The organism is Streptomyces sp. NPDC033221, from assembly GCF_055577005.1.
The window spans coordinates 19,871-43,403 of record NZ_JBVIQN010000052.1; the positions used below are offsets into that span (position 1 = coordinate 19,871).

The window sequence follows — 23,533 nt, forward strand, 5'->3', positions numbered from 1 at the left end:
GCGTCTCCCGGATCGCGTGCGGGGCGTCGTGAAGACTCTGGCAGTGGCACTGAGTGCCAACAACCGTGGCACAGTGCCAACTTCTGCGAATCTTCTCCGCCCCGTTGCCAACCTTGCCAACGCGCCGGCCTCTAGGCGGCGGCCCGCGCCCTCCGCCACTCGACCTCGTCGGCGGTCATCGGAGCCTGGATGCTGTACACATCGCCAACCCGCAGGTCGCCCGGTGTGACGAACTCGCCGTAGCAGCCGATGACGGAGACGGAGACCTGGGAATCCGGCTGCCAGAACGTCCGGTAATACGGCGCGTTCGCCGCATCCTCCGGAATTTCCAGCAGGGGCACACCACGCCGCTCCAGCAGGCGCCGCAGCTTCTCGAAGCGCAGCCTGGGAGTGAAGCGCCCGTACCGGGCGCGGATCGCCTCGTCGACGCTGTCACGCCTCCGGTGGGCCAGCCTGTGCACCTGCAAAGTGAAGTGGTGACCCGACCAGGAAGCGTCGCCGCTCTCGCGGTCCCAGAAGAACTCGGGCAGGGCGTAGGAATAGCCCAGGCTGCACTCACCGAACCGGTTCTCGCCGAAGTCGGGCCCCAGGATTTCGGCGACGCGGTCGGGGGAGTCGGTGTGTCGCAGACCGAGCACGGTGCCGGTGGTGACGACGTCCAGGTAGAACGCCAGGGAATACGGGGTCAACTGCGGTTCCTCGGTGAGTTGCGGGAAGAGCAGCTTACGGGCCGTCCGCCGGGCGCCCCGGGGGACCGTCGTCTCCGGGAGGCGCCGGGCGGGTGACGGGCTGGGCGGGTGCGCCGACGCACCCACCCGGCCCGCACCGGTTCAGGACGAGGGCAGCTCCGCGCGCACGGTCCGCGCGGCCGTGACGAGGTTCTCCAGCGAAGCGCGGGTCTCGGGCCAGCCGCGGGTCTTCAGGCCGCAGTCAGGGTTGACCCACAGGCGCTCGGCCGGGATCGCGCCGAGGCCCTTGCGGAGCAGGCTCGCCGCCTCCTCGGCGCTCGGCACGCGGGGCGAATGGATGTCGTACACGCCCGGGCCGGCTTCCCGCGGGTAGCCGTGTTCGGCCAGTTCGCGGGCCACCTGCATGTGCGAGCGGGCGGCCTCCAGGCTGATCACGTCGGCGTCGAGGTCGTCGATGGCCTGGACGATGTCGCCGAACTCGGCGTAGCACATGTGCGTGTGGATCTGCGTCCGGTCCCGCACCCCGCTGGTGGTGAGGCGGAACGCCTCGGTGGCCCAGGCGAGGTAGGCGGCACGGCCGGCGGCGCGCAGCGGCAGCGTTTCGCGCAGCGCCGGCTCGTCGACCTGGATGACCGACGTGCCGGCCGCCTCCAGGTCGCCGACCTCGTCGCGCAGGGCCAGCGCCACCTGACGGGCGGTGTCGCCGAGCGGCTGGTCGTCGCGGACGAAGGACCAGGCGAGCATGGTGACCGGGCCGGTGAGCATCCCCTTGACGGGCCGGCCGGTCAGCGACTGCGCGTACCGCGTCCACCGCACGGTCATCGGCTCGGGCCGCGAGATGTCACCCGCTAGGACCGGCGGCCGGACATAGCGCGTGCCGTACGACTGGACCCAGCCGTGCTGCGTGGCGAGATATCCCGTCAGCTGCTCGGCGAAGTACTGCACCATGTCGTTGCGTTCGGGCTCGCCGTGCACGAGGACGTCGATGCCCGCTCGTTCCTGGAAGGAGATCACCTCGCGGATCTCGTCGCTGATGCGCTCCTCGTACCCGGCCGTGTCGATGCGGCCCGCCCGCAGGTCGGCCCGGGCGGTGCGCAGTTCGGCGGTCTGCGGGAAGGAGCCGATGGTGGTGGTCGGCAGCAGGGGCAGGCCCAGGTGGGCCCGCTGGGCGGTGGTCCGCTCGGCGTACGGTGCCGAACGGCGGCCGTCGGCGTCGGTGACGGCGGCGGTACGGGCCCGTACGGCGGGATCGTGGGTGATCGCGGAACCGGACCGGGACGCCAGGTTCGCGCGGTTGGCGGCCAGTTCCGCGGCGATCGCGTGGGTGCCCTGCGCGAGACCGCGGGCGAGCGTGGCGATCTCGGTGCTCTTCTGCCGGGCGAACGCGAGCCAGCGCAGCACCTGCGGGTCGATGTCGCGCTCGGCGGTGACGTCGAGCGGGACGTGCAGCAGGGAGCAGGAGGCGGCCACGTCGACCCGGTCGGCCAGGCCCAGCAGCGTACCGAGCGTGGCCAGCGACTTCTCGTAATCGTTGATCCAGATGTTGCGGCCGTTGACGACACCGGCGACCAGCCGCTTGCCGGGCAGACCGCCGACGGCGGCGAGCGCGTCCAGATTGGCCGCGGCGGCCTCGGTGAAGTCCAGCGCCAGCCCGTCGACCGGGGCCTTGGCGAGCACCGGCAGCGCCTCGCCGAGCTGGTCGAAGTACGAGGCGACCAGCAGCTTCGGGCGGTCGGTGAGGGCGCCGAGGTCACGGTAGGCGCGTTCCGCCGCGTTGAGTTCGGCCGGGGTGCGGTCCTGCACCAGGGCGGGCTCGTCGAACTGCACCCACGCGGCACCGGCCGCGCGGAGGTCGGCCAGGACTTCCGAGTAGACGGGCAGGAGCCGGTCGAGCAGCGTCAGCGGGTCGAAGTCGGCGGCGACGCCGGGAGCGGGCTTGGACAGCAGCAGGTAGGTGACCGGGCCGACCAGGACCGGGCGCGGCGTGTGGCCGAGCGCGAGCGCCTCCCGTACCTCGCCGACCTGCTTGGCGGAGTCGGTGGTGAAGACGGTGTCGGGGCCCAGCTCGGGCACCAGGTAGTGGTAGTTGGTGTCGAACCACTTGGTCATCTCCAGCGGCGCCACGTCCTGCGTGCCGCGCGCCATCGCGAAGTACCCGTCCAGGGCGTCGGCCGCGTCGGCGGCGCGGTGCCGTTCCGGGACGGCACCGACCATGACGCTGGTGTCCAGCACGTGGTCGTAGTACGAGAAGTCACCGGTCGGTACCTCGTGGAGGCCGGCGTCGGCCAGCTGCTGCCAGTTCGACCGGCGCAGGTCCCGCGCGGTCTCCTGGAGGGCGTCCGCGGTGACGCGGCCCTTCCAGTACCCCTCGACGGCCTTCTTCAGTTCCCGGTGCCGTCCCTGGCGGGGGTAGCCGTACACGGTGGCCCGTGCTGCCGCGGCTGCGGGCTTCGCTGTCACGGAACTCTCCTTCGCGAGCGTGATCTTCTCCGAGCCCCGGTGACGGGACGAGAACGCGAAGGAATGACGCGCCGGGCGAGCCGTGGAGCGTCCGATGACACCCATGCCCGCCTGCCATGACACGCCGACCCGCCCTCGAAGGTCACCGGAGGTGTCCGCGCACGTATGGACGCGCGCGGGCAACGGGCAGGTCTTCGGACTCGCGGGCGCGCCTGCCGGATCATCGTCCGGCGGGCACCTACTGGCCGTCGCTTCCCGGATCCGCGGCCCGGATCCAGTGCGTATGACGGCGGTCGTTCCCGCTCACCGCTGCGGGGCAGTCCCGGATTCCCACCGGGTTCCCTCTTGCGACGCGTCTGCCTGGCGGGCAGGGCGAACCAGCTGCACCGGACAGCGTAGATCGCGCGCACCCCGTACGGACACCCCTGTTCACATGGTGGTACGGGAGATGAGACGCGCGGGGCACGGGCCGCCCCCCCCCCGGACGCTCCCGTACCGCGTCCCGGATGTGTCCGGATCGGCGCTCACCGCGCATGCCGGGGCTCTGAACAATGGAACCCTTCCCGGCCGTACCGTGCACCGCCCGGACCGTCCACCGGAGTCCGCCGCCTTACACGGGGCCGGCACCGCGCCACCGGCACCGCAGGAGGAGGACCCGCCATGCCCGGCACCCACGAGCACCCGCACTCGGAGGCATGGAAGACCGCGCTCACCGTGCTGCAGGAGGTCGCCCCGCCCGCCATCCCGGAGGGCGCGCACGTGTCGACCGTCGAGATCGAATATCCGCCCGGCGACCGGGGCGCCCCGCCGCACCGCCACCCCGGGCCGGCCTTCGGCTATGTGCTGGAGGGCGAGATGCGCTTCGAGCTGGAAGGCGAGCCGGAGCGCATCGTCCGTGCCGGGGAAGCGTTCTGGGAGCCCGGCGGCGACGTCATCCACTACCAGGACGGCAACGCCCGCAGCGACACGCGCCTGCGCTTCGTCGTCACCATGCTCTGCGTGCCGGGACAGCCCATGCTCGTCCTGGTCGACGATGACGAACTGAAGCGGCGCGCCCACCTGCGCGCGTCCCGGCAGCCCTGACGCGTTCCCGCCGTCCAGGCCTCTTCGAACATCTTCAGTTGCCTTCAGTCGCCTCCAGCGCAAGGAGTACGCGAAGTGAAGATCGTGGTCATCGGAGGCACCGGCCTCATCGGCAGCAAAGTGGTCGCCAAGCTGAACGAGCGCGGACACGAGGCGGTGCCCGCGGCACCCGGCACGGGTGTCAACACCCTGACCGGCGAGGGCCTCGGCTACGCGCTGGCCGGGGCCCAGGTGGTCGTGGACGTCGCCAACTCGCCCTCCTTCGAGGAGTCGGCGGTGCGGGAGTTCTTCACCACCTCCACCCGCAACCTGCTGGCCGCCGAAGCTGCGGCGGGCGTGACGCACCACCTGGCGCTGTCGATCGTCGGCATCGAAGGCCTGCCCGACAACGGCTATTTCCGGGCGAAGGTGGCTCAGGAACGCCTGATCAAGCAGGGGCCGATTCCCTATTCGATCGTCCGGGCGACGCAGTTCTTCGAATTCGTCCGGGGCATCGCCGACACCGCCACCGACGGCGACACCGTGCGCGTACCGCAGGTGCTTTTCCAGCCGATGGCGGCCGAAGACGTCGCCGAGGCGGTGACCAGGGCCGCGGTGGACGCCCCGCTGAAAGGCGTCACCGAGGTGGCCGGGCCCGAAGTGACCCGCTTCGACGAACTCATCGCCCGGGCACTGCGCGCGTGGAACGATCCGCGCACGGTCGTCGCCGACCCGCACGCCCTGTACTTCGGCTCCGAACTCACCGAACGCAGCCTCGTCCCCGACGAAGGCAGCGCCCGGCTGGCCACCACCCGCTTCGACGACTGGCTGCGGACTTCCTCCTGAATACGGCCGCGGGGCTATTCAGTCAACGTCACGACATTGTGGTCGGGCCCTCCTGATATCCGCACGCTCTTCGACCAGCTCCCGCCTTTGCCGTTGGTCGGCGCGTTGGCGTCGAGCTGCACGGCCCGCACCGCTTCTCCGCCCTTGCTGAACACCCACAGCGAAGGGCCCGTGTACGACGTGGCGGCGGCCTCCCATTCGACGGGGTCGCCCACGGCATCGGAGATCTCGCCGTCATCGGTGCCGTAGTCGAACACCCGGACCTGATCCCATGAGAAACCGGTCAGCTCCGCCAGCGGCGCCGGGGCGCCCTCCACCGCCGCGTCCAGCTTCCGCTGAAGGGCCTGATCCGTGGTGCTGACCAGCGGCGTCTCCCCGCCGAGCGCCCACCAGCCCGCCCCCAGCCCCGCGGCCACCCCGAGCCCGGCCCATGCCACTCGTCTTCGTGCCGTGCGCACCTGTCGCCTCTCCCCGTTCCACTTCGTCCCGCCGGCGGTGCGTGCTCTGTCGGATCTAGGGCGCTTCTGATGGATCTCCGCGGCGTCGCGACTCCCCCAGCTACCGCTGGGAGGTGCCCCCAGGCACGCACCCTCGCCGCACGGCGCAAAGGGACAGGTGGCTCCGCCACATGACCCTTCACACCGCACTCCCCCTAGCTCTTCGAGCAGGGGGGACCCCCAAGCGCACGCACCGAACGCCGCTCGGTGTCCTCCACGGAGATCCATCAGAAACGCCCTAGTCGTCCGCCCCGGGAGCGTCCGGATTCCGCCCTTCGTCGGGCGCGCCGGGCACCTTGTTGGTGTGCCCGTGCCGTCCGATCTCCACCTTGTCGCTGGGTACGAGTTTCCCGTCGCGGTCGATCACCACGGTCTTCCCGCCCTGCACCGCCTCCTGAATCTTCGCCGCCAGCTCGGCCGGGCTGGCGGTCGGGTTGTTCAGCGCGATCCGGCGGCCGATCTCGTTGTTGTGGAGGTCCATGGATTCGCGGTCCGACGGGTTTCCCGGCAGCCGTTCGTGTGCCGTGCCGTACCGCTCCGCCCAGTCCATGCCGAACCGCTGAGCCATCAGGGCGTTCCAGTACGCATGTCTGAAGGCGTCCATGTGCCCGTCGTTCTTGTCCTCGGGAAATCTCACGCCGACGCCTCATGTGCACCCGGTCGTTGAAGGCGTCACCCCGTGTGCCGCCGTCGTCCAGCAGGTCCCAGGTGATCCTTTCGTCCGCCTGGTCCGCCATCCGCAACGCATCCTGTATCTGCGTATGGGCCTGGTGCAGATTCTCGCCCACCGGCCCGCTCTGGACATCAGGGTCGTGGGCCGTGGCGGGCGGCAGCTCCAGACCGCCGTCCGGAGTGACGCTCGCCCCGTTCTCACGGGCCTTCCGTACGCCACCGCGCAATACGCTCTGGGCGGCCCGGATGTCGGCCGTGGCTATTTCCAGGGCCAGCCTGATGCCGTCGGCTTCCGCTTGTGCATGCTCCAACTGCGTCAGCTCTCCGCCCCAGTTGCTGCGGGCCGCTTCGTAAGCGGGACCCTGCCAGCCGCTCTTCTCGACCGGATCCTTCACCTCGGTCCGGTAACGCTCGACGAGGTCCTTCAGTTTCCGGACCTGCTCCGCCCAGGCCTCGGCGGCTTTCCACACCAGGTCCGAATCGGCCTGCTCAAGCTGTTGCACCGTTATCCCCACGGGCTGTCCCCCGGCTTCATCCCCGCGGCGTTGACGGCGGCCTCTGCCGACTGGTAATTGGTGGCGCTGTACTGGAGGTTCGCCCCCGTACGCCCCATCTGTTCGACGAGGGCGAAGTTCTGCTTCTCCCATAGCGCGGCGGTCTTCTTCAGCTGCTCCTCGCTCTGCCAGCCGTCCACCCCGGTCGCCGCGCGGCGCGTTGCGGCGCAGGTGGGCTCGGCCGCGTCCAGCAGGTCCTGCCTGATGTCGAGTGCTTTGCCGCCGGCCTTTTTGAGCGCATCCGGATCGGCTTCATACCCCTGTGCGGCCCCGCCCGTCCCCGCCATGCAACCCCCCTGGTTGTGTGAAAACCCATCACGCGTGATGGGGGTGGGGCAGCATAGCGCCGGAACGAGATGCGGGGCGGACGCGGGGAAACGGAGATGCGGAAATTCGGATGCTTCGCAGGGGGATGGGACTGCAGTGGCTTTTGCAGGGGGAGGCTGGTGCATTTCCGTAACGTCACCCCACAGCACACCCACTCCGACCGAGAGGCAGGACATGCACGACGTACGCCGGGCCCGCACGGCCGACCACTCCACGCTCGTGAGGTGCGTACAGCAATGGTGGGGTGACTCCCGTACCCCCGAACAGTCGAGGGAGCTGTCACTGCTGCTGCCCCGGCTGTTTCTGCAGCACTTCGCGGACACCAGCCTGGTGCTGGAGGACGAGCAGGGAATCCGGGCGTTCCTGGTGGGCTTCCACTCCGCCGACCGCGCGCACGAGGCGTACATCCACTTCGTCGGCGTGGACCCGCGGCTCCGCAAGCAGGGGGTGGCCCGCCGCCTCTACACCGCCTTCTTCGAGCGCGCGGCGGCGGCCGGCCGTACCGAGATACGCGCCATCACCTCGCCGCAGAACACCGGATCCATCGCCTTCCACCGGGCCATGGGCTTCGAGCCGGAGCCGGGCGACCGGGAGGTGGACGGGGTGCCGGTGCACAGCGACTACGACGGCACGGGCCAGGCCCGGGTGGCCCTGCGCAAGAAGCTCGACGCGCCCCCGATGCGCACCCTGGAGCCCTTCACGACGCGCGCGGCGGTGCCGCAGGACTTCGACACCGTCGTGTCGGTGGTCGACGGCTGGTGGGGCCGCGCCGCCTCCCGCGACCTGACCCGGGTCTTCGTCAACCACTTCCACGACACCAGCCTGATCGCCGAACGCGACGGCGAACTGGCGGGCTTCGTCATCGGCTTCCTGTCGCCCTCCCGGCCGGACGAGGCCTACATCCATTTCACCGGGGTCGCGCCCGCCTGGCGCCGCAGCGGCCTGGGCCGCTTCCTGTACGAACGGTTCTTCGACATGGCCCGCGCGAACGGCCGCACCGTCGTCAAGGCGATCACCTCACCCCGGAACGACCGCTCCATCGCCTTCCACCGCGCCCTCGGCTTCACCCCGTCCGCCCCGGTCACGGACTACGACGGCCCCTCGCTGGACCGGGTCGCCTTCCGCCGCGAACTCTGACCCGCGCACCGGGAACCGAGCGGGCGCTCACGGAGGCGCGGGCCCGGCTGGAGCGCCGAGGCGACGGACAACGCCGGCACGGTGTGGCGGCCCCCGGTCGCGGCATGCAGCCGGGGACCGCCGATGGGGCTACACCGACGGGCCGGCCGTCGTCAGCCGGGGCCGTGGGGGAGAGCGAAGGACTGCACCGTCTTGCCGTCGTGCTTGTAGACGACCTTCGGCGTGGCGTCGGCCTGCGCCGCGGGCTTGGGGTACGTCAGCGTGTAGGTGCCGTTCGGGTCCATCCGGCTCTGTATCGGGCCGGTCTTGTCCTTCTTCAGTACACCGGTGACACCGTGCTCGGCATCCTTGACGGTCACGCTGCCGGAGTTGCCGTCCAGCGCGAGCGTCTCGCCGCTGTCGGTCTTGACCTCCTTGACGTAGTCCGTGGGCATGGCGAACGCCGCGCCGGCCGGTACGGCGAGGGCGGCACCGGCGACCGCGACGGTCAGGGCGGTACGCAGTCCGGTGCGCCGGGGACGACGGGCCGGTGACATGGCGTGCTGCGACATGACTGCTCCTTCATGGATGTACGTGGTGCACGGATGTACGTGCTGTACACGGGTGCCGGAATGCACCCGTGCCCGGCACGCTAGGCAGTCCCTGTTTCGCCCGGCGCGAGGTCGTGTACCAGGCACATCGCGATCGGCCATCGGCCCCGTCACACCCACCGGTGTCCGTCACACCCTCCGGTGCCCGGCTGCGCTCGGTCGCCAGGCCGTCGCCGCGCGGTTACGGCACCGTTCGATCCCTTACGGGCAGCCGTTACACAGTCGCCGGATTGCCGCAACGGAGGGCAGCCAGCATCGTGACGACGTGGCCGTCGCGGCCCGCGCCTGTGTACCCAATGACGGGAATCGTTGTGTCCCTGCCTCCCCCTCGGCCGTCTTCCGGACTCGTACGGGCCTGGTCGGCGCCCCTTGCCGCGGTGGCGGTGGCGGCGCTGCTGAGTGGCTGTACGCCGACCGGGGAGCCCAGGAGCACCGGGCGGACGTCGGCGGCCTCGGCTCCGACGCGGCTGTGGCAGGAGCCTGCACAGCCGTCCGCGTCCAGCCCGGAGGACGTCGACTCCGAGCCCATCCCGCTGCAAGGGGTGCCGAAGGTGCCGTCCGACGACATCCGCACAGCCTCCTGGCTCAAGATCGTCAAGGCGCAGGCCGCCGTGAGCGTCACGATGGGCGGCTCGCTGCCATTCGACGACGCGACCACGCAGCGGATCAACCGGTGCACCGGGGACCAGCAGCACGACAAGCGGTGTCCGGTGCGGGCCCCGCGCTACCAGGATCTCAGCGGGGACGGGAAGGCCGAGCTGATCGTCGGCATCAAGAGCGGGCGTGACCTGACCCTCTGGGTCTACCAGGTCCGGCACGGCCAAGTGGTCCGGATCATGGACACATCCGTCCGGCCGGTGTCGGTGGAGGTGACGGGCGGGAACCTGATCGTGCGTGAGCGCGACGGCTTGGCCGATTACGAGCGGCGTACCGTCTACTCCTGGGACGAGCGGAACCAGACCATGCAGCTGCGGGTCTGGGCGTACGACCCGAACGGCCGCGCCACTTCCCCCTCGGCTTCTCCCTCACCCTCCCCCTCTGCTCCCGCGTCCTCTCCGGGGGCCGCCCGATGAGCACGAAGGCCGCCCGGCGCATGGCGACCAGGGCGGTTCTGGCACCATGCCGCCCCCGGCGGCCGCACCCGGATGGGCGCGCGCTGCCCGGGTGACAGAAGTACAGCGGCGGCTGTACCTGAGGCTCGGCGGACCCGGCCCCCCCATCCGTCACACCTGCCCTCCTCACACCTGCCCTCCTCACACCTGCTTACCGACCGCACCCTGCTGGACAGCCGCTGTTTCAAGGGCAGGGAAGGGGCACTCGGTGCTGGTCCGCTTCATCACGACATGGCTGGAGGGCCCGATGCCGTTCAATCCCTTGGAGCAGCGGGGCATTCCCCTGGACCGGCAGTTACGGAACTGGCGTGAGCTGAACGTGACGCCGATCGATCCGGACCACTGTGATCCGTACACACGATGCCGGATCATCACGATGAACGGGATCGAGGTGGAGGCAATCCTCTTCAGTCACCAACTGGCCCGGCACTGTACGGACCTGGAGATCAAACAGCAGCTCGCCCGGACCCGCTACATCGAGGCACAGCAGCAGAAAGCGGTCAACTGGCTGCTGCCGGGGGTCTCGTCGGTGCTGGAGACGACCATCGCGTACGAGCAGGTGGCCGTCGACCTGACGGCGTGGGTGGCGCGGATGGAGCCGGAGCCGTACCTGAAGCAGGCGTACCAGTTCGGGGTGCTGGAGGACTTCGACCACCTGTACCGGTACGCGAACCTGTACGAGATGATCGAGCACCGCAAGGCGGAGTCGATCGTGGACGGGCTGACCGAGGTGATGCCGGGCCGGCCCACGCCGCTGCACCACCGCCACCCGGTCGACAACGTGCGCGAGCCGTACGACAGGGCCAGGACCGACCCGCTGTCGAAGCTGCACGCGCTGACGGTCATGTCGGCCGAGCAGCAGACGATGAACTTCTACATGAACACCGGCCCCACCTACATGGAGCCGATCGCCCGCCAGTTGTACCAGGAGATCGGGCTCATCGAGGAGGAGCACGTCACGCACTACGAGTCGCTGGTCGACCCGGGCGAGACGTGGTGGGAGCAGTTGGTCCACCACGAGTACAACGAGTGCTACCTCTATCACTCCTTCATGGAGCAGGAGAGCGACCCCAAGGTGAAGGCGATCTGGGAGCTGCACCTGAACATGGAGCTGGAGCACCTGCACATCGCCTGCGACCTGATGCGGCGCCACGATGACCGTGACCCCGCCGAGGTCTTGGCACCCGAGCTGCCCAACGTGCTCACCTTTGAGCCGAACAAGGGCTACCTGCGGGAGCTGCTCGCCGACCAGCTGGATCTGACCACACTGGGCGCCGGCTACGTGCGCGAGGCGCATGAACGGTTCGAGGCGATGCAGGAGGCCCTCAACGGCGGCGCCACGCCGCCCAGCGACCAGGTGCTGGCCGAGCACGACAAGCTGATCGGCGGCGACTACCGGCTGGAGACCGAGGGCGAGCACCCGGCCACCGGCCTGCGGGGAGGCCGGTGATGGCCGCGGCACACCGGGCCGACGAAAGCCTGGGCGCGGCGACGACCGACCCGGCGGAGGACCTCACCCCGGCCCTGGAACAGGACGTGGTGGCGCTGCTGACGGCCCAGCACGGGCAGATCCGCAACCTCTTCGACGAGGTCGAGCAGGGCAGCGGCGATGCCCGACGGGACGCGTTCCGGCGGCTGGTGCGGATGCTGGCGGTGCACGAGACGGCCGAGGAAGAGGTCGTGCACCCGTACGTGAAGCGGGTGGCGGACGGCGGGGACGACATCGTCGCCGACCGGCTGGGTGAGGAGAAGCTCGCCAAGCAGGCCTTGTCCGCCCTGGAGGACATCGACCCCGAGGACGAGACGTTCCTGCCGCGGCTGCTGTCCCTGCGGACGGACGTGATGCAGCACGCCCGCGCGGAGGAGCGCTACGAGTTCTCCCATCTGCGGAGGCTGAACGATCCGGGGCGGCTGGCAGCGATGGCCAAAGCCGTCAAGGCGGCCGAGGCGACCGCGCCGACCCACCCGCACCCGGGCGTGGAATCCGGCGCGAAGAACGCCGCCCTCGGCCCGCTGGCCGCTGTGGTCGACCGGGCCCGCGACGCCGTCCGGGCAGCCCTGGGCAAGGACGGCTGAGCCGCGGGAGGGCCACTCCCGGTGCCCGATCACCGGCCCGGCACCCAGCCGTGTACCCGGCACACCGCGGTCGCCGCCCGCTCGACCGCCTCCAGCTGCACGTTTGGCCACGGATCTGAGCCGTCACCGAGGGTTGCGTACTCGAAGCCGCAAAAATGCGTGTTGCCGTCGGTAGCGGCCTGGTCGGCCGCGGGCAGCGGCCGTTCTCCACTTCACCCCCTCTGCCCGCAGGGCAGTCACTAGACGGTCAGGGCTCATCGGTGTCGTCAACTCGGCGCTCACTATCTCCCCGCGCCCGAAATCTCACCCCTCGATCGGCTACGCCGCCGACCCGTACGACGCCAGCCAGAGCTGCAACGTCATCACCAGCAGTGGAGAGACGAACGGACTGATCACCAGGCGACGGGGCGCAGTGGCCTGCGCCTGGTCTTCGCGGCGCTGCTGCGCACCACGCTCGACCGCCTGCTCGTGCTCGCTCCGCAGCGCCGACAGGCCGGCTTCGACCTGGCCGATGCGTTGCTCGACCACCCGCAGATCCGCCCGGTACATGTCCTCGGTCACCACGTGAACGAAACGAGGAACTCTGCGCCGGACAGGCAACCGCGGGAGCGTCAAATCTCATTTAGCTGGTGCGTACGCAACAGTTGTGTGGGAGGCTCACGCCAGTAGTAACTCAACCGTGTACGCGAGCGGTCCCGGGCCCGAGGCGCCCACCATGTTCCTCACGTGTTCAGGCCACGCAAGGGTCGCTCTGGATATCCGAGCCCCTGACCCCGAAGACACGTTGGACATGCCTTCGGGTCTGGTAGGGGTTCGGTCGCTGAGCGGCTGGCGAACCTGGTGCCGTTTACACCAGGTTCGTCAGCTACAGCAGGGCGTCGATGAGCTTGGCCGCCACAGCGGAGACGAGTGCTCCGATGATGATCAACGCCAGTTCACGTCGGCCCAGCCGGTTGACCAGGTTCCCTAAGCGATGACGCATGGCCACCTCCGGTGTTCGTCCCGGACCCGTTGTCCGGGTACGTGAGTGAACGGAGGCAGCGCGTGCTGTCACACGGTGGGGAGCCTACGGTGAACAGTCCCTGGCTGAGCAGAGAATCAGGAAATCGGTGCTCAGTTGGCGCGGCAGGTGACGCCGTCGAAGCCGGTCCAGGTGGCTCGGTTGCCGATGCCGGGGTAGAGCCTAATGGTGCCATCGGGGTTGACGTCCATGCGGATGACGATGCCGTTGGCGGTGGAGGCGACGATCAAACTTTTGGTCGTCTTGGGCCGGTAGTTTTCCGGGAGGGTGCCGATCTGCTGGCCGCTGAGAACGGTGACCGGGCAGCGGTAAGGACATACCGTCATGCCTCCTGGCCGCGGAATGCGCCGCTGCACGAACTCAGCATCTACACCTCAGCCAACTCCCCTCGCCGCGACGAACTCGTCATCATTACGCACGCGCCACACAACATCGTCGGCCGCCTGGTGCCCCACGACCACCTTCCACACTGGGGGCTTCCCGGACCTCGGGCGGAGCAGGAGTTCAGGGGCGGCGGCTGCGGCCGTCCGGTGGTAGCGCCGTCCACGGGCTGCCCGCCCGGTTCGATGCCTCCGGAACGGGTCGCACCATCGGTCTGGTGTGTCGGGAAGGACCGGCTGGCCGAGGAAGCGGGCGCACCTCCCGCTCCATCACCGCCAACCGTCACCACCTTCAGCATCTGGCTCTATGTGGTGGGTGTGAAGGAAGCCGGCTTTTCAAGGAGATCATCAGGGAAGCCAGGGACGACCGTGTCATTAGTGCAGAAACCGAGAAGGAAGGCAGTGAAGCCGCCATCGGAGACGAACCATTCCTCGCTGTCCAAGTCGTTCACGGTGACCTTCCAGCTGTCAGGATCCTCGGCAGGGTCCATCAGCCAGAAGATGTCGTCACCATTGCTCGTGACAGCGACAGGCTGGAGCTGACGCGGCGGACAGGGCGGTTCGACCCACTCGCTCATCTTCTCTACCGCGCTGCGTGCAGCCGGTGTCACTTTCACGATGTCGAGGGCTTCGTGGACTGCATTGGGCTGGAGGACACTGAGGAAGCCCTTGAAGCTGCCGCTTCCATAGCGTTCGACGAGTTCCTTGTAATCGCCGGGCAGCTGAGTGCCCAGCGCGTTTTCGACAGTGACCCAGTCGATGCGGGAGACGCTCGACTCGGGTGGGGGGCAGAGCTGCTGGAGACGGATCAGATCGTTCATCAGGGCTCCTGTAGCCAGGCAGGGTTTTCCAACTTCACATTTTGGAATATCGGGCCGCCGCGTCCCCTGGCTTCAAGATGTATGTACCTGGGGATCTTGGCGGCGTCGTTATCGTACTCAAGACGGACATTGTAGTGGACAATGTCGTTGTTATGTTTTACCGCATTCCTGACCATGAACTCATATCCTCGCATGTCAGGCGTGTTCACTGGCCTGTGGGTGATGGTGAAGAGGTTGGTGAGATCGTCACCGGTACCTCCCAGCATGGCAGCGAGCATATGGCCTCGGGCCTGCCCGGAAGGCTGGCCTGTGAAGCCGGGCGGGTACTTGTCTGATCTGGCGCTGGTGCCTTCGCCGAGCATGTCCCTCTCGACTTTGGCCCTCATCGTCTCGAGGCGCCCGTGTCGATCGCGGCCCCACTCGACACGACCGCCCCAGGTGATGTCGTCACGGCACTTCTTGGCCAGGCCCAGGGGGTCTGTGTGTGCGAGAGGGTCTTCGACGTAGATGTACGGGTTGGCGGCTGGTACCAGCCCGAGAGGGTCAGGGGAGAGGTACCGGCCGGTCTCCGGGTCGTAGTAGCGGTTGACGTTGTAGTGCAGACCGGTCTCGCGGTCGAAATACTGGCCGGGGAATCGAAGAGGCGTGTATGCGGTGCTGGTGCGGTCCCACGCGGTGAGACCCCAGAGCGTGCTGTCCGCCTTCCAGGCGGTGTTGCCACATTCATCGATCAGTTCGGTCGGGGTGCCGTTCGGGCTGGTGATAACGAGGAAGAACCGGCGGGCGGTTTCGCGTCCGTCGCCTGCGTCGACCGTGCGCTCTGACTGGGTGATGGGGCGGTCGCCGAGGTAGTCCCAGGTGGTGACCTGGAACGTGGGGGTGTCCGCGCGGCGGATTGACTCCTCGACCAGGAGGTGGCCATCCCAGGTGAAGAGCGTTTCCTCGGTCACATGGCCACTGCTGTCGTAGCACTGCTTAGCTATGCGGCGGCCCAGCGGGTCATAGCGGTACCGCCATGTCAGACCGTTCGGCGTGGTAACAGCAGTGAGCTGGTCCTCGGCATTCCAGCTGTAGCACCAGGCGATCGACTTGCCACTGAGACTGGTGCGACGGCGAGTGAGGAGTCGGCCTTGCTCATCGTATTGGTAGTGGGTTCGCCCGGCGCGGCTGAGGAAGGACCCGTGGTACACCCGTTCGCCTACAGCGGCTTGGCCTGGCAAGTAGGTCGGCCATGTGGCCGAGGACTGGTCGCCGGCCGCGGTGTATTCGTAGTGCTCGCTACCACGGTCGGCCTCGACCGTGACGATGCGGCCGGCGCTGTCCCGGCTGACGGTGCGATGGCCCATCACATCGTCGCGCAGCGAGAGGGGGCTTCCGTCAAGGCCGTAGCCGTAGTGGCGCTCATGTACTGCGCCCGGAGTGCGGACCACCTGGTGGGTGACGTGGCCGTTGACATCCCAAGCGTGGCGAACGCTGAGTAGGTCGTCGAGGATTCTGCTGGTCTCGCAGCCGAATAGGTCGTGGGTGAAGCGCAGCTGGTGATTGGCGACCTGGTACGAGGAGACGTCGTCGGCTACGTCGAGATCCCAACGGCTCACCGAGCCGAGCGGAGTGCGGCGGCCGGTGAGTCGGCCCAGAGCGTCGTACTCACGGATCAGGTATCGGCCGTTGACGGCTTCCTGTATTGGTTGGCCGGACTGGCTGTGTGTCACCGATATTCGTGCATCGGCGTTGCTGGCATGCGTCAACGCCCCGGAGGGGCCGTACTGGAAGAGGGCATCAGTCGTGCCGTCATCGCTGGTCAGGCGTACGACACGACCGAGAGCGTCTCTCTCGAAGTGGAGGGTTTGGCCGGCACGGTTGGTCTGGGCGATGATACGTCCGGCTGCGTCGTGCTGATAGGCCAAGGTACGGCCGTCGAAGTCCGTCTCTGCTTCCAGACGCCCGGCGGGGTCGTAGTGGTACTGCCAGCTGCGGCCGTCGGGGCCCGTGATCGTAGTCAGGCGTAGTTCGGTGTCGTGCCCGAAGAGGTATTGGCTGTTATCGGGGGAGAGCGTGGAGGCCGGCTGGTCGAAAGCATCGACGGCGAAGGTGGTGGTGCGCCCGACCCGGTCGGTGTGGCTGGTGATGTTGCCCTCTGCGTCCCACTGCCAGCTTTCGCGTGTACCGTCGGCCAGTTGTCGCCAGGTGCGCTGTCCTTCGACGTTCCATCCTTGGCTCACTACGGCGCCGGAAGCGTCGGTGGCTTGCACGATGCGGCCGAATTCATCTCGGACGCAGGAGGTGCTCGCGCCGCTCGGATCGGTGACCGCGGTGACCAAGCCGGCGGCATTGCTTACGAGGTGGGTGACCTTCCCAAGCGGGTCGGCGACGGCTGTCAAATGGCCGACAGAGTTGTAGGTGCACTGAATTGTTGCACCGCTGGGGTCAGTTTGCGTGAGCCGGTTGCCGCGTGCGTCGTACGTGTAACGCCATATCTGACCGTCAGCTTCGGTGATCTGGGTGGGCAGGCCGAGACCGTTGAAAGTGGCGTGGGCCTGTGTTCCGTCGGGGAAGTGCACGGTCGTCAGATGACCGTGTTCGTCCCTTTCATATCGCGTGGTGTGGCCGAGTGCGTCGGTCACACTCAGTACCCGGTCGTAGCTGTCGTAGCGTGTCGAGGTGGTGTGGCCCAGCGGATTCGTCTCGCCCACGACTTGGAGGCGCTCGTTGATCTTGTAGCGTGTGAGCTGGTCCAATGAGTTGGTCACCACGACGACGCGGTGGCCGGTTTCTGAGTCGACAGGTTCGTAGGTGTAGCGGTAGCGCAGATGTCCTTCGCTACCTCCCTGTGTCACGCAGCGTCCGTGCTCGTCGTAGGTGTACTCGTATCGACTGCCGTTGGTATCGACCCAGGCAGTCATGCGGTGCTGTTCGTCGTATTCGTAGCGATTGGGCACACCGCTGGAGTTGTAGACGGCGGTGAGGTTGCCGGACTCGTCGTGCTCGTACGACGTCACGATGAGGTCGGTGCCATCCACGCCTGCTGCGGCCAGTAGCACTGAGCTGAGCAGCCCCTGGTCGTCAGTAGTGAACTTGAGTCGGTATCCCCCTGAGTGGCGGATGGCCAGCGGCGCACCGGTCACGTCGTCGTAGTCGAAGGTGATGTGGTTGCCGTTACGGTCCGTGATCTCGTCGAGCAGCCCTAGTCCACTCGTGTGCGTAGCCGCTGTGAAGTAGCGGGTGTAGCCGGTGCCGGGGTCATGAATGGACCAGTCGCCTTGTTCCGTCACCGCCAGTGGCCACCGTGGGCCGCGAAGCGGCAGAACCTGTTGGTCGGCTCTGGGAATCGGGTAGGGAAGAAGCATGCCGTCTTCGGTCACGAAGATGACGCCTTGTTCGTCGAACTCCAGGCGTTGGTCGACCGTCGACGTCCAGGAGGGCCCTACAGTCCGGCCGACCCTGCAGGAGGATTCAAATTTGCGGCTGAAGGTCAAGGGCATGCTGCTGGGAAGCGTGATGTCTTCCTCGCGCAGGTAGACCCGGCCGGTGGCCACGTCCACTGGGTCTCCACAGCCCTTCTTGGTGAGGTCCACCCGTGAGTTGTTGTTCGGGTGTTCCTTGTCGAGCTGTTGCCGGGCCTTGCCGTCCGCCCCGCGGTCGTTGCTCTTCTTAGGGCTGTTCGATCCGTTCGTGTTTGGGGCTTTCGGGTCCTTTTTGCCGTTCTTGCCGATGCCCTTGAAGTGGCCGGCCAGGGCTTTGTCGTTGTCGTGGTGATTCTTGGCCATCTGCTTGATGCCGCGGGACATGTTGTCGTCGAGGTGCTTGGCGGCTTTTTTGACTCCCTTTTCGATGCCGTCGATGACCTTGTCCAGCATCGCGTTCGCCGCATCGGCAATGGCGTCCTTGCCACGGGTACGACCGTGATGGTTCTTGGCCCGGCCGATCTTGCCGCCGGCCTTGTTGCGGAAGGTGCCGCTCGCACTCTGCAGGCCTGTCACGACCCGGTCGTGTTCTTCGGGGTCGTGGCTGAACCCATCGCCGCCAGAGCCGCCACCGCCGCCCCGTCCGCCGGCGCTGAGGAGTTCCATGGGGTTGTCAGCGGCTGATTTCGCGGACTCCTTGACGCCTTGGACGCCCTGGTCGAAGCCTTCCTTGCCTGCTTTGGCGGTCTGCCCGAGGTCCACGCCGTCCTGGACACCGAGAGCATTGGCTCCCAACTGGACGACCAGGTCGCCCACCATCGCGCCGAGAGCTTCCTCGACGGGGGTGAGAGCCATGCTGATGACCTGTTCGGCGACCTGCTGGCAGACCTCTTTGAACAGCCGCTTGACGATCACGCGGGTGGCCTGAGTGGCGGCCAGCGCGCCGACCTCGGAAAGCCCGAGGGTGAACGGAGCCGCGGCCTGCGCGGCAATCACCTCGGCCGCGAGAATGCCAAGTTGGACGATTGCGCCGAGCTTGGCGCCTTCGATGAGGGTGGCAACGCCGTCCAGAGCCGTGGCAGCCATGCGGCCGCACTCCCCCAGATTCTTCAGGTGCGTGCCGTTGACCTTGCTCCAGTGGGCGTTCAACGCCTCGACGGCGATCGAACCGCCTGCCGAGGAGACGAGCCCCTGGATCGCGGTGTGCGCTTCGTTCGCGCCGTCGTCTATGTCGTCGGCGAACTCGCGCATGGCGTCGGCCATCTCGCGGTAGTCGTCCTCGTCCACATTGGGCCAAGAGACCCCGATGATGTCGAGAACCTCGTCTGCCCACCCCGGCAGCACAACACCCATAGAAAACAGCCCCCGCACCGTCAGTCAGATGATCATACATTCTCACCTGGGCGGACGGTTCCTCAAGGGAGGATTCGAGTCACGCAGCTCCAGCAGCCGCACCAGGTGGTCAGCAAGTGTGCGGTACCGAGCGGGCCATAAAACACCCAATAGTGGACCACGTCCGGGTTCTGGGCCACCGCCGTCTCGATCGCCGCCAGATACGCTTCTCCCGGCTCTGGCTCTGGCTGCCGATGATGACAGGCTGCTCTCGCGCGCTGGAAGCAACGCTGACCATTGCCTCCATTGACGGCGGAAGGGTTGAGGAAGGCCAGGTAATTTCGGGAATGGCGTTCGTAGCGAGGGTTGAGGTGAATGCCCACGCATTTGCTGTCTGCTCCTCCTGTCGTGTGTGCCGCATAAGTGGCATTCCCGAACGTGAAAGACGCCGCCGAATATCTGGGTCATTCACCGCACGCGCCCTATGGCTGGCGTCATCGACAGCAGGGGCCACCGTGGTCGAGGCGTGTATCGCGTGGAGTCTGTCGATGCCTGGGCGTCGCCCTCCGGGATTTTGCAGAACGCAGTCGAGGACCGCCGCCTCATACGCAACCCGTGCCGCTCCGGCGCGGTCGGCGGCCGCCTGAGCGCGTGCTGGCCGTCCGTGCTGCGATGCCGGACCGCTCGCGTCTCCTCGTTGTGCTCGGAGCGGGGCTGGGGCTGGGGCTGCGCCAGGATGAAGCCTTCGGGCTGAGTCCGGAGAGCATCGCATTTGCCAAGGCAGTGGTCCATGTCCGGCGCCAAGTCAAGCGCGTGGGGCCCCGCCTGTGCTTCGCGCGTCCAAAGCGCCGCAAGGCCCGAGACGTTCTCCTGCCGTCAAGTGTGGCGCGGGGCACTCGGCGGCACATGGAACTCCTCGCGCCGGTGCCGGCCATGTTGCCGTGGGGCGACCCGCGTCCGCCAGAAACGCCGGTGGAAGCGAAGCACCGGAGGCCGAGGACGCTCACCCTTTTGGTGACCGGGCGTAGGCGCGGCGCGATCGACCGCAAGAGCTTGAACACCTACGTCGGGAAGCCGGCCTTGGCCGGAGCGGGTGTAACCGTTCCGCTGCAAGAGGCCGCCCAGGACGTCCTCCTGTCTGGGAGCCACCCAGGGAGCAGGACTTCCATGCCTTGCGTCACTTCTACGCCTCCGAGTTACTGGAGGCTGGCGAGTCCATCGTCTCCTTGGCGCGGTGGCTGGGGCACTCGTACCCCGGCTTCACGCTGCGGACGTACTCCCGCTTCCTGCCCCGCGCCGGCGCACGAGGCCCCGCCGCTGTCGACGCGGCCTTCGCACAGGCCGGTTCGGGTAGCACCGGTCCGGGGGTACCCGAACCGGCCCGGTGCTACCCGGAAGGTCTCGGCCGACGCGCAAAGTCCTAGAGAAGCCCCACAGGGCCGCAGCCCTTCACGCCGCCCTGCGCTTCCGTTGGCGGCGGGTGGTCAGCCTGCGCCGTTCCTCCTCGTCCGTGGCGCCCCAGATGCCGTAGTTCTGGCCGGTCTGCAGGGCCCATTCCAGGCATTCGCCTGCCACCGGGCACCGGCGGCACACCGCCTTGGCGTCCGCCTGTTGCTGGGCGGCGGGGCCCGTCACTCCTACGGGGAAGAAGAGCTCCGGGTCCTCGTCCAGGCACGCTGCTTTTTCCCACCACTCCATGTCTGCCTTCCCTCGCCGAGATCGCCAGGAGGTTGTCGTCTGTTGGTCGCAGGTTCCGTGGAGTCGCGTACCGGGACTGTGCCCGGGCGAGCAGACGGCACATCAGCCGGCCCGGCGCCGGGGGCGGCGGGCTGTTGGGGGGCGGCTGTTGTGGCCCCCTGTTGTCTGAGTCCGCACGTGGGAACCTGGATGCCCCGGGTTCCCGTGTGCGCGGGATTCAATCCCGTGATGCGGAGGGCAGTTCGCAGACGGCCAGTGCACGTTCGTGGATGCTGCCCAGGATGAGATGGCCGTCGTGTTCGCAGACGCTGGTCACCATGCGGTAGTCCGGACTGCGGCGCCGCAGGTCGTGGACGACGTGGCCCGAGGTGTCGATGGCCAGGACGCCCGCGAGGGGGCCCGGTCGCGGGCGGACGTGCCGGGCCACGCTCCACGCGGCGTGGCGCAGCGCCGGATTCGCCCGGTGCAGGCGGTCCAGGCCGGTGGAGTGGGGGCCGGCCAGGGCCACCCAGAACAGGCCGCCGGGGCCGCGTGACATGTTGTCGGGGTAGCCCGGCAGGTCGTCGGCGAGTACGTCGTGCTGTCCCGCCTGCGGTCCGGTCAGCCAGAACCTGGTCAGCCGGCGGGAGCCGGTCTCCGCCACGGTGACGAACGACTCGTCCGGCGCCAGAGCGACGCCGTTGGCGAACTGGAGCCCGTCCAGTACGACCTCGGGCGTACCGCCAGGACGCAGCCGGACCAGTTGTCCGGTGCCGGTGTGCTCCAGGATGTCGCCGAGCCAGTCCTCCAGGGGGTGGCGGCGGCTGGAGACGCTGAAGTAGACCGTCCCGTCGGCGGCTGCCGCCGCGTTGCTGCAGAAGCGCAGCGGGGCGCCGTCGACCGTGTCGGCGAGGGTCCGTACCGTACCGTCGGACGGCTCGACGCGCAGCAGTCCGCGGCGTGCGTCGCACACCAGGACACCGCCGTCGGCCAGGGGTTCCAGGCCCAGCGGCCGTCCGCCGGTACGGGCGATGATCTCGGCGCGTGGCGGACCGGCCGGCGTACCGGCAGGCGCGCTGCCCGGCTCCTTCGGGAAGGGGCCCAGCCGCAGGATCCGGCCGTCCTCCACCCCGGTGAGCACCCGCCCGGCGGAGTCCACCACCACATCCTCCGGCCCCCGCCCGTCGAGCGGCACTCGCCGGGGCGTCGGCAGGGGCATGGTCATCCGGCTGGTCTCGTGAGTGTTGGCCATGCCCCCCTGACTACCCGGCGCCGGAGACTCCTACCAGGGGCCTGTCGGGATCCGAAGGGGCCGAAGGGTTCGCCGGATTCGCCGGATTCGCCGGGTCGTCGGGTACGGCCGGTCACTGGTTGGCCTTGTCCGCGACCCGCTCTGCCGCGGAGTCCGTTCCAGGGGCCGGGAGGTGGTACGAGCGGCGGCCCGCCACGGCCCACCAGACGGTGGCCAGGGTCAGGACGAGGGCCAGGGCGACGGGTGCGTAGTTGAAGGTCGTGAGGGAGACCGGGTGGGTCTGGGGGAGGCAGAACAGGATGGTGACGAAGGCCACCCAGAGTACGGCGACCCGGCCGACCGGCACGCCCCAGCGGCCCAGGTTCCACGGGCCGGGGCGGAAGCTGCGCCGGTGGCGCAGGCGCAGGTAGATGGGGATGGCGTAGGCCGGGGTGATGCCGATGATGTTGATCGAGGTGACGGCCGCGTACGCCGCCGAGGAGTAGAGGGAGGGGAGGGCGAGGAGGGCGGCGACGGCCACGGAGAGCAGGACGGCGCGGGTCGGGGTCCCGGTGCGCGGGGAGACGTGCCGCCACCGGGCGGAGCCGGGCAGCGCGCCGTCGCGGGAGAACGCGAACACCATCCGCGACGTGGCCGCCACCTCCGCGTTGCCGCAGAAGAGCTGCGCGACGATCACCACCAGCAGCAGCGCCTTCGCCCCGCTGACGCCGACCGCGTCGAGGAAGATCTGGGCGGGCGGCACCCCGGTCGCGGTGTGCTGTACGCCGGTGTAGTCCTGGATGGCGAAGGTGAGCCCGGCCAGCAGGATGAAGCCGGCGACCCACGACCAGCGAATGGCCCGCACGATCCCGCGGGCCGCGTTCACCTGCGCCCCGGTGGTCTCCTCGCTCAAGTGCGCCGACGCGTCATAGCCGCTGAAGGTGTACTGGGCCAGCAGCAGGCCGATCAGCGCCACGTACAGCGTGCTGTTCCAGCCGGTGTCGTTGACGAAGGTGGTGAAGACGAAGGAGACGGACTGGTGGTGGGCGGGCACCAGCCACAGGACGCCGACGATCAGCGCGACCCCGGCCAGGTGCCACCACACGGAGATGGTGTTGAGGATGCCGACCAGGCGTACGCCGAAGAGGTTCAGCGTCGTGTGCAGGGCGAGGACACAGACGTAGATGACCATGAGGGAGCCCGGGGTGGGCTCGAAACCCCACTGCAGACCGGCGAACGCGCCCATGAACAGGGCGCAGCCGAAGTCGATGCCGGCGATCGCGCCGAGCAGGCCGAGGAGGTTCAGCCAGCCGGTGTACCAGCCCCAGCGTTTGCCGCCGAGCCGGTCGGCCATGAAGTACAGGGCGCCGGAGGTGGGATAGGCGCTGGTGACCTCGGCCAGGCCGGCGCCGGTGGCCGGCCGGTGCCTGTCCGTCGCGGTCGGATCGCCTTGCGCGCGTCACGGATGCAGCCTCCAGTACGGGGCGGGGGAGCCGTCAGCGCAAGGAAAGGACCGGTGTGGGGGGTGTGTCGAGCACAACTCGGCCAGATGCCAGATGCCGGGTGGTTTGGGGACAAAGGGGAGAGGGGGTGGGGGATTGGCCTTGGGCCGCGCTGCGCGGGGACGGCGACCGTCCCCGCGCAG

At 68.4% G+C, this 23,533-nt stretch carries 19 protein-coding genes, 2 pseudogenes and 1 riboswitch; of the genes and pseudogenes, 6 read left to right on the forward strand and 15 right to left on the reverse strand.

Annotation, left to right across the window (positions count from 1 at the left end):
* Positions 1-131 precede the first annotated feature (131 nt).
* A complete protein-coding gene (locus tag ACZ53K_RS39275) occupies positions 132-689 on the reverse strand; it encodes a hypothetical protein (RefSeq protein ID WP_468846897.1) in 558 nt (185 codons plus the stop codon).
* A gap of 141 nt (positions 690-830) precedes the next feature.
* Entirely contained in the window at positions 831-3,149 is a 2,319-nt protein-coding gene (gene metE, locus ACZ53K_RS39280; RefSeq protein ID WP_468846900.1) for a 5-methyltetrahydropteroyltriglutamate--homocysteine S-methyltransferase, read from the reverse strand.
* 168 nt (positions 3,150-3,317) lie between these two features.
* Positions 3,318-3,546: riboswitch (cobalamin riboswitch) on the reverse strand.
* 263 nt (positions 3,547-3,809) lie between these two features.
* On the opposite strand from metE, the gene ACZ53K_RS39285 reads away from it, so the two are divergent.
* Together ACZ53K_RS39285 and ACZ53K_RS39290 are read left to right on the forward strand one after the other, a co-directional pair.
* Entirely contained in the window at positions 3,810-4,232 is a 423-nt protein-coding gene (locus ACZ53K_RS39285) for a cupin domain-containing protein (protein WP_468846903.1), read from the forward strand.
* Positions 4,233-4,307: 75 nt separating this feature from the next.
* Complete coding sequence (locus ACZ53K_RS39290) at positions 4,308-5,057, forward strand: SDR family oxidoreductase (RefSeq protein ID WP_468846906.1); 750 nt, start codon at positions 4,308-4,310, stop codon at positions 5,055-5,057.
* A gap of 14 nt (positions 5,058-5,071) precedes the next feature.
* Here the strand turns inward: ACZ53K_RS39290 and ACZ53K_RS39295 are convergent, their stop codons facing one another.
* The 3 genes from ACZ53K_RS39295 to ACZ53K_RS39305 form a co-directional block, all read right to left on the reverse strand.
* Complete coding sequence (locus ACZ53K_RS39295; RefSeq protein WP_468846909.1) at positions 5,072-5,515, reverse strand: hypothetical protein; 444 nt, start codon at positions 5,513-5,515, stop codon at positions 5,072-5,074.
* Between the two features lie 277 nt (positions 5,516-5,792).
* Positions 5,793-6,191, reverse strand: a complete 399-nt coding sequence (locus ACZ53K_RS39300; RefSeq protein WP_468846912.1) for a DUF6973 domain-containing protein — start codon at positions 6,189-6,191, stop codon at positions 5,793-5,795.
* A 540-nt stretch (positions 6,192-6,731) separates the two neighbouring features.
* Positions 6,732-7,067: a hypothetical protein gene (locus tag ACZ53K_RS39305; protein ID WP_468846916.1), complete on the reverse strand. Its 336-nt coding sequence runs from the start codon at positions 7,065-7,067 to the stop codon at positions 6,732-6,734.
* 214 nt (positions 7,068-7,281) lie between these two features.
* On the opposite strand from ACZ53K_RS39305, the gene ACZ53K_RS39310 reads away from it, so the two are divergent.
* Positions 7,282-8,244: a GNAT family N-acetyltransferase gene (locus ACZ53K_RS39310; protein WP_468846919.1), complete on the forward strand. Its 963-nt coding sequence runs from the start codon at positions 7,282-7,284 to the stop codon at positions 8,242-8,244.
* A gap of 152 nt (positions 8,245-8,396) precedes the next feature.
* Here ACZ53K_RS39310 and ACZ53K_RS39315 read toward each other — a convergent pair whose 3' ends face one another.
* On the reverse strand, positions 8,397-8,795 hold the full coding sequence (locus ACZ53K_RS39315; RefSeq protein WP_468846922.1) for a hypothetical protein: 399 nt from the start codon (positions 8,793-8,795) through the stop codon (positions 8,397-8,399).
* Between the two features lie 350 nt (positions 8,796-9,145).
* Between ACZ53K_RS39315 and ACZ53K_RS39320 the strand changes: the two genes are divergently transcribed.
* The 3 genes from ACZ53K_RS39320 (at position 9,146) to ACZ53K_RS39330 (ending at position 12,022) form a co-directional block, all read left to right on the forward strand.
* Complete coding sequence (locus ACZ53K_RS39320) at positions 9,146-9,907, forward strand: hypothetical protein (RefSeq protein ID WP_468846925.1); 762 nt, start codon at positions 9,146-9,148, stop codon at positions 9,905-9,907.
* A gap of 286 nt (positions 9,908-10,193) precedes the next feature.
* Positions 10,194-11,396: a hypothetical protein gene (locus ACZ53K_RS39325; protein WP_468846957.1), complete on the forward strand. Its 1,203-nt coding sequence runs from the start codon at positions 10,194-10,196 to the stop codon at positions 11,394-11,396.
* Entirely contained in the window at positions 11,396-12,022 is a 627-nt protein-coding gene (locus ACZ53K_RS39330; RefSeq protein ID WP_468846927.1) for a hemerythrin domain-containing protein, read from the forward strand. Before ACZ53K_RS39325 ends, ACZ53K_RS39330 begins: the two co-directional genes overlap by 1 nt.
* 12 nt (positions 12,023-12,034) lie before the next feature.
* Here the strand turns inward: ACZ53K_RS39330 and ACZ53K_RS39335 are convergent.
* The 9 genes and pseudogenes from ACZ53K_RS39335 to ACZ53K_RS39375 all read right to left on the reverse strand — a co-directional run.
* Positions 12,035-12,201, reverse strand: a pseudogene (locus ACZ53K_RS39335) (N-acetylmuramoyl-L-alanine amidase); the annotation flags it as partial.
* Between the two features lie 139 nt (positions 12,202-12,340).
* Positions 12,341-12,583 carry a hypothetical protein gene (locus tag ACZ53K_RS39340; RefSeq protein ID WP_468846930.1) on the reverse strand — a complete coding sequence of 81 codons (243 nt, stop codon included), beginning with the start codon at positions 12,581-12,583 and terminating at the stop codon, positions 12,341-12,343.
* Between the two features lie 552 nt (positions 12,584-13,135).
* Positions 13,136-13,369 (reverse strand): hypothetical protein, encoded by a 234-nt coding sequence (locus tag ACZ53K_RS39345; protein ID WP_468846933.1) that lies wholly within the window; start codon positions 13,367-13,369, stop codon positions 13,136-13,138.
* Between the two features lie 359 nt (positions 13,370-13,728).
* Complete coding sequence (locus ACZ53K_RS39350) at positions 13,729-14,244, reverse strand: SMI1/KNR4 family protein (RefSeq protein WP_468846936.1); 516 nt, start codon at positions 14,242-14,244, stop codon at positions 13,729-13,731.
* A complete protein-coding gene (locus ACZ53K_RS39355) occupies positions 14,244-19,001 on the reverse strand; it encodes an RHS repeat-associated core domain-containing protein (protein ID WP_468846938.1) in 4,758 nt (1,585 codons plus the stop codon). The genes ACZ53K_RS39350 and ACZ53K_RS39355 overlap by 1 nt, the downstream gene beginning before the upstream one ends.
* A gap of 62 nt (positions 19,002-19,063) precedes the next feature.
* On the reverse strand, positions 19,064-19,363 hold the full coding sequence (locus ACZ53K_RS39360) for a hypothetical protein (RefSeq protein ID WP_468846940.1): 300 nt from the start codon (positions 19,361-19,363) through the stop codon (positions 19,064-19,066).
* A gap of 1,066 nt (positions 19,364-20,429) precedes the next feature.
* Complete coding sequence (locus tag ACZ53K_RS39365; RefSeq protein ID WP_468846942.1) at positions 20,430-20,678, reverse strand: WhiB family transcriptional regulator; 249 nt, start codon at positions 20,676-20,678, stop codon at positions 20,430-20,432.
* Positions 20,679-20,895: 217 nt separating this feature from the next.
* Positions 20,896-21,909, reverse strand: a complete 1,014-nt coding sequence (locus tag ACZ53K_RS39370; protein ID WP_468846945.1) for an SMP-30/gluconolactonase/LRE family protein — start codon at positions 21,907-21,909, stop codon at positions 20,896-20,898.
* Positions 21,910-22,021: 112 nt separating this feature from the next.
* Positions 22,022-23,299 (reverse strand): annotated as a pseudogene (locus ACZ53K_RS39375) (amino acid permease); the annotation flags it as partial.
* Between the last annotated feature and the right edge of the window lie 234 nt (positions 23,300-23,533).

Bases quoted from the DNA above. Each gene is read 5' to 3' on its own strand.
- ACZ53K_RS39315 (WP_468846922.1), bottom strand. From the start codon at position 8,795: ATGTCGCAGCACGCCATGTCACCGGCCCGTCGTCCCCGGCGCACCGGA.
- ACZ53K_RS39330 (WP_468846927.1), top strand. From the start codon at position 11,396: ATGGCCGCGGCACACCGGGCCGACGAAAGCCTGGGCGCGGCGACGACC.
- ACZ53K_RS39285 (WP_468846903.1), top strand. From the start codon at position 3,810: ATGCCCGGCACCCACGAGCACCCGCACTCGGAGGCATGGAAGACCGCG.
- ACZ53K_RS39325 (WP_468846957.1), top strand. From the start codon at position 10,194: ATGCCGTTCAATCCCTTGGAGCAGCGGGGCATTCCCCTGGACCGGCAG.
- ACZ53K_RS39345 (WP_468846933.1), bottom strand. From the start codon at position 13,369: ATGACGGTATGTCCTTACCGCTGCCCGGTCACCGTTCTCAGCGGCCAG.
- ACZ53K_RS39350 (WP_468846936.1), bottom strand. From the start codon at position 14,244: ATGAACGATCTGATCCGTCTCCAGCAGCTCTGCCCCCCACCCGAGTCG.
- ACZ53K_RS39365 (WP_468846942.1), bottom strand. From the start codon at position 20,678: ATGGAGTGGTGGGAAAAAGCAGCGTGCCTGGACGAGGACCCGGAGCTC.
- ACZ53K_RS39355 (WP_468846938.1), bottom strand. From the start codon at position 19,001: ATGGGTGTTGTGCTGCCGGGGTGGGCAGACGAGGTTCTCGACATCATC.
- ACZ53K_RS39305 (WP_468846916.1), bottom strand. From the start codon at position 7,067: ATGGCGGGGACGGGCGGGGCCGCACAGGGGTATGAAGCCGATCCGGAT.
- ACZ53K_RS39370 (WP_468846945.1), bottom strand. From the start codon at position 21,909: ATGGCCAACACTCACGAGACCAGCCGGATGACCATGCCCCTGCCGACG.
- ACZ53K_RS39310 (WP_468846919.1), top strand. From the start codon at position 7,282: ATGCACGACGTACGCCGGGCCCGCACGGCCGACCACTCCACGCTCGTG.